The sequence below is a fragment of the Gilliamella apicola genome (genome assembly GCF_003202915.1).
Lineage (GTDB): Bacteria > Pseudomonadota > Gammaproteobacteria > Enterobacterales > Orbaceae > Gilliamella > Gilliamella apicola_Q.
The window spans coordinates 548,296-561,781 of record NZ_QGLP01000004.1; the positions used below are offsets into that span (position 1 = coordinate 548,296).

The 13,486-nt window shown below is 32.5% G+C and carries 13 protein-coding genes and 1 tRNA gene; 10 read left to right on the forward strand and 4 right to left on the reverse strand.

Annotated elements, in window-relative coordinates:
* The first annotated feature begins 19 nt into the window (after window positions 1-19).
* From DKK79_RS04040 to tusA, 3 genes are all read left to right on the forward strand, one after another.
* Window positions 20-1,336 (forward strand): secretin N-terminal domain-containing protein, encoded by a 1,317-nt coding sequence (locus DKK79_RS04040; RefSeq protein WP_110422943.1) that lies wholly within the window; start codon window positions 20-22, stop codon window positions 1,334-1,336.
* 116 nt (window positions 1,337-1,452) lie between these two features.
* Window positions 1,453-2,259, forward strand: coding sequence for a Cof-type HAD-IIB family hydrolase (locus DKK79_RS04045; RefSeq protein WP_110422944.1), 807 nt, complete (start codon window positions 1,453-1,455; stop codon window positions 2,257-2,259).
* 21 nt (window positions 2,260-2,280) lie between these two features.
* Window positions 2,281-2,511, forward strand: a complete 231-nt coding sequence (gene tusA / locus DKK79_RS04050; protein WP_034882458.1) for a sulfurtransferase TusA — start codon at window positions 2,281-2,283, stop codon at window positions 2,509-2,511.
* Window positions 2,512-2,589: 78 nt separating this feature from the next.
* On the opposite strand, the gene DKK79_RS04055 is transcribed toward tusA, so the two are convergent.
* Window positions 2,590-2,997, reverse strand: coding sequence for a protein YgfX (locus DKK79_RS04055; protein WP_034882460.1), 408 nt, complete (start codon window positions 2,995-2,997; stop codon window positions 2,590-2,592).
* A 471-nt stretch (window positions 2,998-3,468) separates the two neighbouring features.
* Between DKK79_RS04055 and DKK79_RS04060 the strand changes: the two genes are divergently transcribed.
* The 7 genes from DKK79_RS04060 to DKK79_RS04090 all read left to right on the forward strand — a co-directional run bounded on the left by DKK79_RS04060 (window position 3,469) and on the right by DKK79_RS04090 (window position 8,800).
* Window positions 3,469-6,009, forward strand: a complete 2,541-nt coding sequence (locus tag DKK79_RS04060) for a penicillin-binding protein 1A (protein ID WP_110422945.1) — start codon at window positions 3,469-3,471, stop codon at window positions 6,007-6,009.
* A gap of 18 nt (window positions 6,010-6,027) precedes the next feature.
* Complete coding sequence (rsmD, locus tag DKK79_RS04065; RefSeq protein ID WP_110422946.1) at window positions 6,028-6,591, forward strand: 16S rRNA (guanine(966)-N(2))-methyltransferase RsmD; 564 nt, start codon at window positions 6,028-6,030, stop codon at window positions 6,589-6,591.
* Window positions 6,591-6,848 (forward strand): DUF1145 domain-containing protein, encoded by a 258-nt coding sequence (locus tag DKK79_RS04070; RefSeq protein WP_034882463.1) that lies wholly within the window; start codon window positions 6,591-6,593, stop codon window positions 6,846-6,848. The genes rsmD and DKK79_RS04070 overlap by 1 nt, the downstream gene beginning before the upstream one ends.
* Window positions 6,849-6,919: 71 nt before the next feature.
* Window positions 6,920-6,995, forward strand: a tRNA-Gly gene (locus DKK79_RS04075).
* Between the two features lie 215 nt (window positions 6,996-7,210).
* Window positions 7,211-7,492, forward strand: a complete 282-nt coding sequence (locus DKK79_RS04080) for a DMT family transporter (protein WP_258363437.1) — start codon at window positions 7,211-7,213, stop codon at window positions 7,490-7,492.
* A gap of 345 nt (window positions 7,493-7,837) precedes the next feature.
* Entirely contained in the window at window positions 7,838-8,356 is a 519-nt protein-coding gene (locus tag DKK79_RS04085; protein WP_110422948.1) for a DUF2867 domain-containing protein, read from the forward strand.
* Window positions 8,357-8,512: 156 nt separating this feature from the next.
* Window positions 8,513-8,800: a YciI family protein gene (locus DKK79_RS04090; protein ID WP_110422949.1), complete on the forward strand. Its 288-nt coding sequence runs from the start codon at window positions 8,513-8,515 to the stop codon at window positions 8,798-8,800.
* Between the two features lie 226 nt (window positions 8,801-9,026).
* On the opposite strand, the gene DKK79_RS04095 is transcribed toward DKK79_RS04090, so the two are convergent.
* From DKK79_RS04095 to DKK79_RS04105, 3 genes are read right to left on the reverse strand one after another with little or no spacing between them, the layout of a single operon-like run.
* Window positions 9,027-10,442, reverse strand: a complete 1,416-nt coding sequence (locus DKK79_RS04095; protein ID WP_110422950.1) for a hypothetical protein — start codon at window positions 10,440-10,442, stop codon at window positions 9,027-9,029.
* A gap of 3 nt (window positions 10,443-10,445) precedes the next feature.
* Window positions 10,446-11,816 carry a DUF6384 family protein gene (locus DKK79_RS04100; RefSeq protein WP_110422951.1) on the reverse strand — a complete coding sequence of 457 codons (1,371 nt, stop codon included), beginning with the start codon at window positions 11,814-11,816 and terminating at the stop codon, window positions 10,446-10,448.
* Entirely contained in the window at window positions 11,816-12,967 is a 1,152-nt protein-coding gene (locus tag DKK79_RS04105; RefSeq protein ID WP_110422952.1) for a merozoite surface protein 3b, read from the reverse strand. The genes DKK79_RS04100 and DKK79_RS04105 overlap by 1 nt, the downstream gene beginning before the upstream one ends.
* Window positions 12,968-13,486: the final 519 nt, after the last annotated feature.

The window sequence follows — 13,486 nt, forward strand, 5'->3', positions numbered from 1 at the left end:
GTATTTAAGGTGGTAATTAATGAATCAAGCCAACCAAATATTTGGTCAATTAGTCAACCAATTAGTAAAAAAATTAAGGCAACTATGCTTGATGATTTTACTTATTTTCATCCTTCTCTCAATACCGTGCTTAGCTGCTCCTATAACATCAACAACGAATGAAGCAGAGAATCTTATTTCAATAAATTTTTATCAAACAGATGTTGCGATTATTTTGCAGGCACTGGCTGATAATAAGCAGATGAATTTGGTAATGAAGGATGATATATCGACTAAGCAAACCATTAAGCTTCTGAATGTCGATTGGCAAAAAGCATTAAACATTGTATTAAATTCTGCAAATTTACAAGCCGAAACTGAAGACAATATCTTATTTGTCTCTAAATATGTTGCTCCGGAACAGTTAGCGCAAAAAGAGTTATTAGAACAGCAGGAACAGGAGTTGAATGAACCGTTGAATTTGTTAACAATTCCGATCAATCATGCTGATCCTAATAATTTAATTGAAACTATTCAACAGCAAGGATTGTTATCAGGACGAGGAAAGGTGATGGTTGATAAGCGAACCAATTCAATACTGATTACCGATGTAACTAAGCAATTTGCTGATATTAAAAAGTTAGTTAAAACTTTAGATCAACCCATTCCACAAGTTCATATTTCGGCCCATATTGTAACGATGAGTGATGAGAGTATGCAGGAATTAGGAATCAAATGGGGATATTCCGGTAAATCTTCACAATTTTTTAATCAGTTGGATATTGATCTTGGTGTGGCTCAGCCTTCGTCTTCAGTCGGGTTTAATTTAGCTAAACGTCCGGGTAGTTTGTTAAATTTGGAACTTTCGGCATTAGAATCCGAAAATCAGTTGGAAATTATTGCTAGCCCCAATTTATTAACAGCAAATCAAAATATGGCGTCAATTAAGCAAGGAACGGAAATTCCTTACGAAGTATCGAATGGTGGTAATGGTTCTACGTCTATTGAATTCAAACAAGCAGTGCTAGGGTTAGAAGTTACGCCGAAAATCGTTGCCGAAAATCAGATGATATTGGATCTATATATCACGCAAAACACTGCTGGTCGTTCAATAAAACGCCGTGATGGCGGGGAAGCTTTAGCTATTGAAACACAAGAAATTAAAACACAAGTAAAAGTTAAAAGTGGTGAAACGGTAGTATTGGGTGGCATCTTTCAGCAAGTTAGTAGTAATGGAAAAAACAAAGTACCAGGTATTGCGGATTTGCCGATTATAGGTAATGTTTTTAAACATAACGCAAAAAAACATCAAAAACGCGAATTAGTGATTTTTATTACTCCGCAATTAGTTGAGTAAATAGCGATGGAGTTGTATCATACGCTACCATATTTTATGACTTTGTATTGAATTAATTAACTCATGGCAAAGTATAATTACTCGAATCACCAATTATTATAAAAGTTGAGAATATCATGTTTCATTTTGTCGCTTCTGATCTGGATGGTACTTTATTAAATACCGAACATAGCTTATCACCATTTACTAAAAAAATTCTTCAAGCATTACGAGAAATGGGGATTCATTTTGCTTTTGCCACTGGTCGACATCATATTGATGTTGCTCAAATGCGTAAAAATATGGAAATCGATGCTTTTATGATTACTTCAAATGGTGCAAGAGTTCACGATAGTAGAGGAAATTTAGTTTTTAGTCGTAGCTTTGAACCTAATACGGCTAGTGAGTTGGCACAAATTTGCAAAGATAGTCCATATATTTATACGCATGTGTTTCGTGGAGATGATTGGTTAATTAATAGACCTGATGCCTATTCACTAAGCTTTTTTGTTGATACGCAATTTAAATATCAATTTTTCGAGCCAACTGATTTTGAAACGGATGATATTGCGAAAATTTATTTTACAACATCTGATATTGCACATAATCGTCATTTAGTAGAATTGAAACACCAAATTGAAAAACAGTTCGGCAATAGAGTTAGTATCGCATTTTCAACCGCAAACTGCCTTGAAGTTATGGCCGAAAATGTGACCAAGGGTAGTGCATTAAAGTTAGTTGTTGAAAGCTTAGGTTATCAGCTTAAAGACAGTATTGCTTTTGGTGATGGTATGAATGATTATGAGATGCTAAAAATGGCCGGTAAGGGTTGTATTATGAAAGATGCGAGTCCTGAGCTTAAAGCACTGTTACCTGAACTGGAAGTTATTGGCTCTAATGCTGATGATGCAGTACCTCATTATTTAGCTAATTTGTTACTTTAATTATTTTTATTAACGATAATTATGATTGTTGATAAAGAATTAAATACACTGGGCTTACGTTGTCCTGAACCGATTATGCTTGTTCGTAAAGCGATCAGGGAATTATCCGTTGGCCAAATATTACACGTGGTTGCTGATGATTTGGCTACAACGCGTGATATTCCTAGCTTTTGTCGGCATATGGATCACGAGTTAGTTAACTTGCAGATTGAATCCGTTCCATTTGAATATTGGATTAAAAAATCGCATTAATGCTGGTTTTTATTGATATTGTGTTTTTATTAATACTACGTCTGAATTGATACTATGCGTAAAATCATTTTTAATCCCCTATTTTGCTAAATCAATCTTTTTAAAATGATAACGAAGTGTGCGCCAATCATTAGGCGCAAGGTTATCTATCATCAAAAACAGTACTTGTCTTTTACCGTTATGACGTGATTTTAAATCGATAATCATCATATAACGTAACAACAATGGTTTTCGCATTAGATACCAACGTTGTTTGTGCCAATAAATTTGATTTATGTACTCAAATAGCGCCAATTCGCCCTTGATGGTTTTGAAATAACAAATACTACGCCACCATTCAATGATTAATATCAAAATTAAAATAAAGGTATAACAATTTAAGGTAGTATGTGCTAACTGAACTATACAGCTTATAAGCAAAACTAGATAGAAGCAGCTAGCACTAAAAAAGTGTAATAATGAAGGGGTGAGATTTGTGCTCCACATATCAATATCTTTAAATAGAGAATAAATCACAATTATCAAATTGCTCTATCATTTTTATTTAAAAATATGAAAAAATTGTGAGATAATATGCAATATTATTTAATAATTTACTAATAGAGCGCTTAAAATCAATTAATTGTTTACCCATATCTTAGCTATATGGCATTTTATTTATAACTATTTTAATTAAGTGTTTAACAACAATTAAACACTTAACTAATTAATTATCAAATTTCATCGTGTAAATAACATGAATAATCAATTTCCGTATGAATATAATGCATTGATTAGTTTAATTAATTTAAATAGTCAATTAAACAGTTAACTAAACATAGATAAAAAAACGTTTTTTATTTTGAGTCTCTTCAAGTAAGTAGTATACTCGTCTGCTAAAAATAGATTGAAATCAATAAGTAAAAAATAAATTTATTATCTTTTTTTGATTTTCAATCAATTGGATAGGAATGATTTGTGATAATATTAAAACTATTAAAATATGGTGTTAAACTTTTCACCGGTCTAGCGCTTTATGGCTTGTTGCTTTGTATGGCTACTTACGACCATTTTGCTCAAGATTTGCCAGACGTAGCGACATTGAAAGATGTTCGTTTGCAAACTCCAATGCAGGTTTATAGTAAGGATGGTGAATTAATTGCGATTTTTGGCGAGCGTCACCGAATTCCATTAAAATATGATGAAATTCCCCAAATTGTTGTCAATGCGGTTATCGCGACCGAAGATGCGCGTTTTTATGAACATTTTGGGATTGATCCCATTGGTATCATGCGAGCCATGTATATAGGGGTTAAGGAAAAAAGCTTCTCACAAGGTGGTAGTACCATCACACAGCAAGTGGCGAAAAACTTTTTCTTAACGCCGGAAAAAAGTATAACTCGTAAAGTAAAAGAGATGATTATTGCAGTTCGTATGGAGCGAGAGTTATCTAAAGATGAGATAATGGCATTATATCTCAATATGATCAACTTTGGATCGCGTGCTTATGGGGTGGCTGCTGCGTCATATACTTTCTTTGGAAAAACACCAGATCAGTTAACTATTGACGAAGCCGCATTACTGGCAGGTTTACCAAATGCACCTTCAGCCTATAATCCAATATCTCATCCAGAAAAAGCGCTAATAAGACGCAATTGGGTGTTAGGGCGAATGTTAGATCAATCTTATATAACGCAAGCCCAATTTAACGAAGCAATAAAAAAACCATTAAATGCCAGTTATCATACGCAAAAAATCGAATTTTCAGCACCATACGTTGCTGAAATGGCCAGACAGTTTATGTACGACAAATTTGGCGAAAATGCCTATACCGATGGTTATAAAGTTTATACCACTATTTCTAAAAACGATCAGTTAGCGGCAACAGAAGCAGTGCAAAAACATATTATTGATTATGATATACGGCATGGTTATCGTGGACCGGAAAAAGTATTATGGAAAAATAATGAAAAACCATTAAACGCCAAACAAATTCAAGAAGCTTTACATAAATATATTTGTTATAGCGGTATGTGTCCTGCCGTAGTTTTAGAATCTTCAGATAAAACAGCAAAAGCCGTATTGTCTGATAAAACAAATATTACGATTGCCTTTCAAGATATGAAATGGGCAAGAAAATTTATTAATGATGATAGACAAGGTGCTTTCCCGAAAAAAGTAAATGATACCTTAAATCCTGGCCAACTAATTTGGGTTAAAAAATCGGGCGATAATTGGACGCTAGCACAAATACCCGCAGTAAATGGAGCACTGGTTTCTTTAGACTCAAATAATGGGGCTATTAAGGCTATTGTTGGCGGGTATGACTTTAACTTAAGCAAATTTAATCGTGCGACTCAAGCATTACGTCAATTAGGTTCAAATATAAAACCATTTGTCTATACGGCCACGTTAGAAAAAGGACTAACTATGGCAACCCTGCTAAACGATGCACCTATTGTACGCAAAACAGGTAGTGTAATTTGGCGTCCTAAAAATTCCCCGCCAACTTATGCAGGTCCTTTACGTATGCGAGTTGGTTTAGGTATGTCTAAAAATGTTATGATGGTAAGGGCACTTCGTGCAATTGGTATTGATTATGTGGCTGAGTATTTAGAGCGTTTTGGATTCCCTAAAGAGAATATTTCGCATAATGAATCACTTGCTTTAGGTGCGGCGTCATTTACACCATTGCAAGTTGCTCGTGCGTATTCGGTTATTGTTAATGGTGGTTATTTGATTACCCCTTATCTAATCGAAAAAATTGAATATGACAATGATAGTGGCGTAATTTATCAACATCAACCATTGATTGCTTGCAAAAACTGCAAAGGTGAAGTAGTGAAATTTGATTCGGTTTCATTGTCGTTAGATAACGTTGAAAACGAGATAAATGATACAGGTAATGAAGAGCCAGAAGTGGCAAATCTTAAATCAGAAGATAATCTAATTTTACCTGATATTAGTGCTGACAATAAAACGACAGATGTTTCACCTAAATATGCACCACATACGGTTGATAGTGGCATTGCTTTTATCATGAAAGATGGCCTTCGAAGTATCGTATTTGGTGGTTCCGATTGGCAAGGTACCGCTTGGCGCGTAAAAGCACTAGGTCGTAAAGACGTTGGTGGTAAAACTGGTACGACTAACTTATCGAAAGATGTTTGGTTTTCCGGATTTGGTGGTAACATTGTCACCTCAGTTTGGATGGGCTTTGATGACCACCGTCGTGCTTTAGGACGAACTAACCGTGCCGAAGCAGGGGCCGTTACCGCGAATCCTCTCTGGGTTGACTATATGAAAGTTGCCCTTGAGAATGTTCCAGAAAAAGAAGATGTAAAACCTGATAATGTTATTTCGCTGAAAATTGACCAACGAACAGGAAAGTTAGCTGGCTATGGATCTAAATCCATGTCTGAATACTTTATTAAAGGAACGGAACCAACTAGCTATAGTTCACAAGAAGTTGGTACCAGAGTGACCAATTCAGAAGGTGTTTCCCAAGAAATATTCTAAGTAAAATTTTATAGTTATATGAATGGTTCAATAAGAATTATCGGTGGTAAGTGGCGTGGACGAAAATTATCGGTACTCGATAAACAAGGTTTGCGCCCGACAACCGATCGAGTTAAAGAGACTTTATATAACTGGTTAATGCCAGTTATAGCCAATAGTCGTTGTCTGGATTGTTTTTCCGGTAGTGGATCTTTAGGTTTTGAAGCTGCATCCCGCGGTGCTCAAAATGTCACACTATTAGAAAAAGACAAACAAGTTGCTAATCAGTTAAAGAAAAATAAACAATTAATTGCATGTGATAATGTCGAAATCTATTCAATCGATACATTTCAATGGCTTGATAAACCGGCCGAAAAACAGTTCGATATTGCGTTTATCGATCCGCCTTTTCATCATTCATTGATTGAAAAAACAGTGCAACTCCTTGAAAATAACCATTGGTTAAGTCCGTCAGCTTATATTTATATTGAGTCTGAGCTAGAGCATGATTTAACCGGTTATATTCCAACCAATTGGTTTTTACATCGAGAAAAAATCGCAGGGCAAGTTCATAGCTACCTATTTATACGAGAAGAGAGATAATGTTCATACTTTTAGGTAAACTAGTCTATTCATTTATCTGGTTATTTTTATTATTTAACTTAGTTCATCCATTTCCAAAGCCAGCCAATGTTGTTGCATACGTTGGATTGGCCGCATTTGTTATAACTCATGGCTTACAAGCTTGGTTATTACAATCAACGATGACCAATCAAGAAAAGCAGCAGGATAAATTTAAAGCACTTAGACTTTTTATTTTTGGTGTTTTTGAAACACTTAGCTGGAAGAACAAAAAATAATGGTTAAAAAAAGTTGCCATACACGAATATTTTTGTATAATGCTCACCACTTCTTTCGAAGCATTCAATATGCGGGAATAGCTCAGTTGGTAGAGCGCAACCTTGCCAAGGTTGAGGTCGCGAGTTCGAACCTCGTTTCCCGCTCCAATTTAAATTCATACTTAACTGTCAATCTATTAAAACTATTAAAATCTCTCACTTATTGTTTTCACAATAAACTATAGGGTTTTACTTGCCTACATAAAGCCTAGTAACCTAGCGATTTCCAAAAAATAGACTCAAATTCTATGTTATTTGGTACCATCGGCATCATATTATTTACCATTTATAATAATTAACTTATTTCAATAGATAATATAACTATAAAAAATCATTTATTATTAGCCTATATGGCGGTATGTGGTACGGTATTGGCATATTTATTTTGGAATCTGGGTATCAAAGAAATCGGAGCGGCCAATACTGCAGTATTTTTTAACTTAGTACCTATATTTACGATGATCTTAGCTTTATTTACTGGATTAGAGCCTAATCCAGTACAAATCAGTGGCGCATTAATTGTTATTGGTGGCGTAATCCTGGCTACTGGTTCTTATAAAACCTTATTAGCTAAATTGAATACTAAATCATTTACCAACCGCTGATAGGTCTTGCTATTACTAGTAAATATTGATGAAAAGTTTACCATTTTAGGTGCGCTTATTTAAAATAATAACAATAATTAACCACTGTGGTTATATTGCAGTGGTGTACTTGTCTATTGAATAACAGGGTTATCATTTTTTGTCGGCAAATAGAGTTGCTCAGGATGAAACAACGATTAATTTACTCTTGCTAATCGATAAACCTTTATTCATAATTTATAGATATAAATAACAGTTAAAAATTTGCTAATAAATTTAATAAGTTATTCTCTAAAATTAATAGAAAACTTTTTTTAAGCTAGCAATCTAATTGATAAATAAAATAAAAAAGCTGTTGAGTGTGTTATGAATTCTAAAACTAAGCTTGTTATCGATAACTTAAATAAACTATTTAATCAGGTTACCTTAGTTGCAGAAAATATTGATTATTTAAGTTACCAAACTGCTTCTCTTCCTCAAGATATTTCTGTTTATGACGCTTATAGAATAATGACTCAATCTCAACCTAAATGGCTTAAAATATTGTTTCAGATGAGAGATTTTTTAGGGAGAATGGTCGGAATTAGAACAATTAAAGGTTTTAATCAATTAACTGAGGATATACCTAATATTGGCGATTTCGTACATTTTTTTACTGTTTTTGAGTTAGAAAAAGATAAATTAACCTTAGTCATTAAAGATCATCATCTAGATGTTTGTTTACATCTTCGTTTAATTGATGATAATGATAAACAAAATAAATTATATGTAATAACTTCTGTCAAAAATCATAATTTAATTGGCAAGTTATATATGGTGCCAGTTTCTGTTCTACATCCATTTATCGTCAATAGACTTTTGAGAAATCTTAACGCTAAAAAATGAATGTATTGGTAAATCAGGGTTGATTTTTAATCGAACTGTTAACTTTTTTAACTCTTTTTTGTATGACAACAGAAGGCATAATAAGCAAGATTTTTTAGCTAGCAAGATTTAGCTAAAGATTTAAGTAACTAATTTAAAATATATAAGGAATGTATAATGATAATTGTAACATTTAAGTTTAAAAGACCTTTGGAAGAACTATTAGCTAAATTTGAAGAACATAACAAATTTTTAGATGAGTATTTTGCCAACAATAAATTTATAGCTTCTGGTCCTTTAGAGAGTAAAACAGGTGCTATTATTATAGTAATGAGTGATTCACTTGAAGAAGTTAAAAATATTATGAAATTAGATCCATTTTGTGTTTATGACTTAGTTGATTTAGAATTTACCTTATTTCAAGCATCTAAAATCTCGCCTAATTTATTAAGTCATTGCGTTTAAAATATCTGATATGATATGTTAAAAGTAGGTTGCATTTAATGCACCTACTTAATCGAATTATTTAGTAAAATATTAAAAAACTTACTCGTATAAAACTAATTTTATTTATATAAAAATTAACTTATCTATAAAATAGTTTTTTCTATCTTTAATGTCTACTAATTTCTTTATATTATTTCATCAATAAAATCTTTTTATAACTTTAATCTCTTTATTATTTCTATAGTTAAAAACTATCCGTAGTACGATATCCGCCTCCACCAGACGAAGAACTCGATGAATAACCATTACTACTCGATGAGGAACTCGACGAATAACGAGCACTACTGGATGACCGGCTTGATGATGATCGCCTTGAACGATTAGACGATGAACTTAAGCTACTTAATACCGACCAACCACTCTTGGTATTTGATGAAGTTGTATTATTTCTTAGTACACGCCTAGCTAGAAGCTCCATAACCATTTTTTCAGGAGAATAACCATGATTTTTTAAGTTTTCTAATAGGTCATTGAGAGTGTATGAAGAAATGTTATATTCATAAAAAGAGCTAGGAACATTATTTTGTCTAAATAGCTTCAGCGTCTGATTAAAGCGAATATAAATCTTTTCCTGATTATTAATTGATTTTTGAACATGTGGTATACGTTCTTCAAGTTGATTTATTTGATCACCTATTTCAGGAATTCTTTTAAGTAAGAAATCATCCTCCTTAGATTCTGTTTGTAAGGTTAGCCGCTCAAGTTGTTTAATTGACTGATTTTCTAATAATTTTGCCAATTGCGCTGATAGCTGTTTAAACTGATCACTTTGTCCTTTTTGTGTGCCATTTAAGGTGTCATAAGCCTTTTTCCTTTGTCGTTGGGCATCTTCCAAATCATATTCAATGTTTACCAATTGAGATTTTAGTTGCGGTAGATTCAAACTTTTTTCAACTAATTGTTCTTTATCAAATTTTTTATCTTTGGCTAACTCATATGATTTTTTTTGATTTTCGTATTTTATTTGCGATTCTTTTATTAATGATTCGAGTATTTTTTGATTTTTATAATTTTCATTAAAATGAATAAATCCAGCTATCGTTTCATCTAGATTTCTAAAAATCCAACGACCTTTATAATTATCTTCACCATAGTTTCTTTTGCGCAAATAATTGTAATAACAATTTTTACTGTACTCTGCTAATTTTTTGGTGAACTCTTCTTGGCATAGTTCGTAATCTTTTGTTATTTTTTCTAAAAATCCTTTTTCCTTTGTAAAAAGATTAAACAATGCGACATATTCAGGATCGCTTTCAAGTTGCAGCACCTTTTGGGTAGTGAGTTCATCTATTTTTGCATGAATATCTTGCAATTCCTGTTGAAATTGAGCTATTACTTTATCTAAATGACTAACTTTGCTAGTTAAGTCACTAGATAATCCTTGTAATTGCTTAATAATATTTTGTATTTGAAAATTATCATTATGGGGTGATTCTTTTAAATAAATGGTGGCAATTTTTTGATATATACTAGCTTGCTCATTCTTTAAATTTAAAATATCAACAAGGATATCTTGTCTTTTTTGATAAGCTATATCTAACGAGGATTTAATTTTTTCTGCCTCAGCACAAATTTTCTTTTCAATGTTTTTCGGTTGCATGGTTTACCACTCCAAAATCCGACCTGATTTAACTGATTTTGGACAATTGAATATTAATCTTCCCTGTGGTTTAGTACAAAGTTTATTGTTATCAATATGCCCATCTTTCATTTTATCGGCTTTAACACTGTTATATTGTTCTAAAGTGACTTGTTGACCAAATGTATCCACCAATTTTGATTCGCCAGTTTCAATACTTTTTACCCATAATGAATCTGGATTGTTGGTTGTTGTCATCGGTCTGACGATTAAGTACCAAGATTTACCATTAGTATTGTCATGAGTACGCTCAACTCCTGATTTATAATTTGGGTGATCAACAATCGTTAACGTTAAATTGGTTTGAGCAAGTTTTATATAGTAAGCCATCATTTCTTGATAATGCTCGACATGCTTAAAATTCAAATTTTTTAAATCAGCACTTAAAGCATTTTGCAAGGCAATAACCTCACTCATATCAGAGTTAGGCACATTTAATGCTTGTAACTGTTTCAAGTCAGATTGAATTTTATTTTCAAGCGTTTCTGCACGCCCAACAGAATTATAAAGTGATTCGATTGATTCAAGATCAATATCCTGTTGTCCTTGATTAAGCCTATCAAGCGCTTTATCAACTGAAATTTGTAAAATAGGATATATTTTTTTAGCCTGTATAAATTCATCACTTTTAATTAAATAAGTGAGTTTTCTATCTTCCTCAAGCAATTCACTTAATTTTGATATTTCTCTGGCAGCTTGAGATGAAATTGTAGTGATTGAGAAATCAATTTCTTCTAGTTTATAAAATGTTTCTTGATCATAATTAAAAGTTGGAGATGAATTCTCTGTAGATTCTGAAAAAGGAAGATTAAACTCTTGGTTGAGTGAATAACTAATTGAGGTTTTTAAATTTTTTACAGGTACCTGTGCATTATAAACCGGCAACTTATCAAGTTCCAAAAATTTTGTGTTTAGGTCAGTTAAGATTTTTTTTTCAATTAAAATATGGCTATAAGTTTTATCGATTTTGTTGTTGCGTTCAAACATTTTGCTGAATACACTGCAATTTAGCCACAATAGAATACATAAGATTACAGCAATAAATGGATAGAATTTTTTTCTTTTTACGTAACAAAAAGCAAAAAAACGGATTAACCAATTATGTTTAGGCGCAACAAATTGTAATCTTTGGCTGAACCAAAGATTAATTCCTTTCTCAATGAGTTCGTCGTTAACAATTTGCCCTTTAACTTGATAATAATTCTTTATATTTTCGGCTAATTTACTACGCAAAGCGTCATAATTTAGGTGCTCAAGTAACAATTGTTGTTTTTGATAAAGTTCGTCAATGATTGCCATTGCACCTAGTTGTTCACTAAGCTTAATATTGGACATTAATTATTAACCTTAAAAATAATATTATTAAAGCGTTGTTTGCCATCTTCAACGATACGCTCTATCTCTTTGGCATTATCAATCGATTCATTCCGTAGCTCGGCAATTAATTGTTGACTTGATTCTTGATAATTGACAATCGCTTCCACTAAAGCACGTAGAGAATCGGCTTTAATGGTTGAACCATATCCAGCACGTAGACTTTCTTCTAATTGCTTATTACCAGCAGATGCAATGCTTTCAATACCTTTATTCATGCCATCTTTCATTGCTTCTAATGTCTTAGTGCTTTCGCTTAAACCAGTCAAAGAGGTGATTGACGCACTTAATGCTGTAAAGACAATTTCATTGGTAGAAAAAAAGCTAACGCTTTGTTGATAAACTCTTTCTTTCACGGAAGTTGTTTGTTGTATACGAGCAAAGACGGCTTCGGCTGAATTATAAGAAACGGTTAAATTATTGGCTAAATCCAAAATAATTTGATAACGGCTGTCTTCTTGTTGCACATTACGTAATGCTTCGTCGCGGATAAGCTCTAAACGTGCTTTTGCCACATGATCATCTTCATTAAAATTATCTACGTCAGCAATGGCAGAGGCTAATTTAGCTTTACATTCTTCAAGACGATCTGTTGCTATTTGCACTAATTCCTGAGCAATGATTTGTGCTTGTTTCAATCCAAATCGAAAATCTTGATAAGCATTTAAAATAGTATGTTCACGCTCAATTTGATTGCCGGTTTCTTGCGATACTTGTAAATAGGTCTTTTTTATAAGATTAAATCGGTCGGGAATAGAACCTCGTTGCAGTTTCATCCAACCAATTTTGATTCTTTCAAAAAAATCTAATTTACCATCATCAAGCCAACCTAACATCTTTTCCATATCCGTTCGGATACTATCAAAATGATTAACAATTTGGGTATAGCGTTGTGAAACTTCAACACCATCAATTTGCTCGCGAACCACTTGGTTGAACGCGCTTTGTTGTTGTAAAGTTCGAGCTATTGTAATAACTCGATTTTTATCAATCTCAGCAACATTATCCAATAACTTTAAAATCGGTGCATCGGCTTGTGGTTTAATAATAATTCCGATTTTATTTAATAATTGAACCGCTCTATCAACGTAAGATATAACCTGACTAGACATTTCTAAATCCTTTATAATTTTATTTATCGCATCTGCGAATTTATTGAATTATATCTTAATATATTCTTTACAACAATTTATCTAAATTGTCTTTTTTTACTATTTATTTTATAACCTCGTAGAAGATGTTGTGAATTATGGGCAACATCATGAAGATTTTATCTGTGCAATGTGGAAAGGTAATCTAGCAATTGGTCCTCAACGGTAAATATTGGTTAAAGTCGTTGATTTACAATCTAAGTTTATTTATAGAGCAATACCTATGGATCTTGCAAAAAAACTATCGATAAACCATACGTATAAAAAATAGTATAACTATATAAGCAAATTTGGATTTTTTAATTCGCATCGACATATTTTGTTCTTTTGATTGCTAAGATATCTACTATGTGGTAAAAAGAGAGAACTAATATTGTTTTTTTATATGTAAATTTAAACTCATCAACAACATATCTTTTTTCTGCTTTAAATTATTTTTCAATTTAATCACGTTGTTATAAATTGAATCTTATAGCTATT

Bases quoted from the DNA above. Each gene is read 5' to 3' on its own strand.
- DKK79_RS04040 (WP_110422943.1), top strand. From the start codon at position 20: ATGAATCAAGCCAACCAAATATTTGGTCAATTAGTCAACCAATTAGTA.
- DKK79_RS04045 (WP_110422944.1), top strand. From the start codon at position 1,453: ATGTTTCATTTTGTCGCTTCTGATCTGGATGGTACTTTATTAAATACC.
- tusA (WP_034882458.1), top strand. From the start codon at position 2,281: ATGATTGTTGATAAAGAATTAAATACACTGGGCTTACGTTGTCCTGAA.
- DKK79_RS04055 (WP_034882460.1), bottom strand. From the start codon at position 2,997: ATGTGGAGCACAAATCTCACCCCTTCATTATTACACTTTTTTAGTGCT.
- rsmD (WP_110422946.1), top strand. From the start codon at position 6,028: ATGAATGGTTCAATAAGAATTATCGGTGGTAAGTGGCGTGGACGAAAA.
- DKK79_RS04070 (WP_034882463.1), top strand. From the start codon at position 6,591: ATGTTCATACTTTTAGGTAAACTAGTCTATTCATTTATCTGGTTATTT.
- DKK79_RS04085 (WP_110422948.1), top strand. From the start codon at position 7,838: ATGAATTCTAAAACTAAGCTTGTTATCGATAACTTAAATAAACTATTT.
- DKK79_RS04090 (WP_110422949.1), top strand. From the start codon at position 8,513: ATGATAATTGTAACATTTAAGTTTAAAAGACCTTTGGAAGAACTATTA.
- DKK79_RS04095 (WP_110422950.1), bottom strand. From the start codon at position 10,442: ATGCAACCGAAAAACATTGAAAAGAAAATTTGTGCTGAGGCAGAAAAA.
- DKK79_RS04100 (WP_110422951.1), bottom strand. From the start codon at position 11,816: ATGTCCAATATTAAGCTTAGTGAACAACTAGGTGCAATGGCAATCATT.
- DKK79_RS04105 (WP_110422952.1), bottom strand. From the start codon at position 12,967: ATGTCTAGTCAGGTTATATCTTACGTTGATAGAGCGGTTCAATTATTA.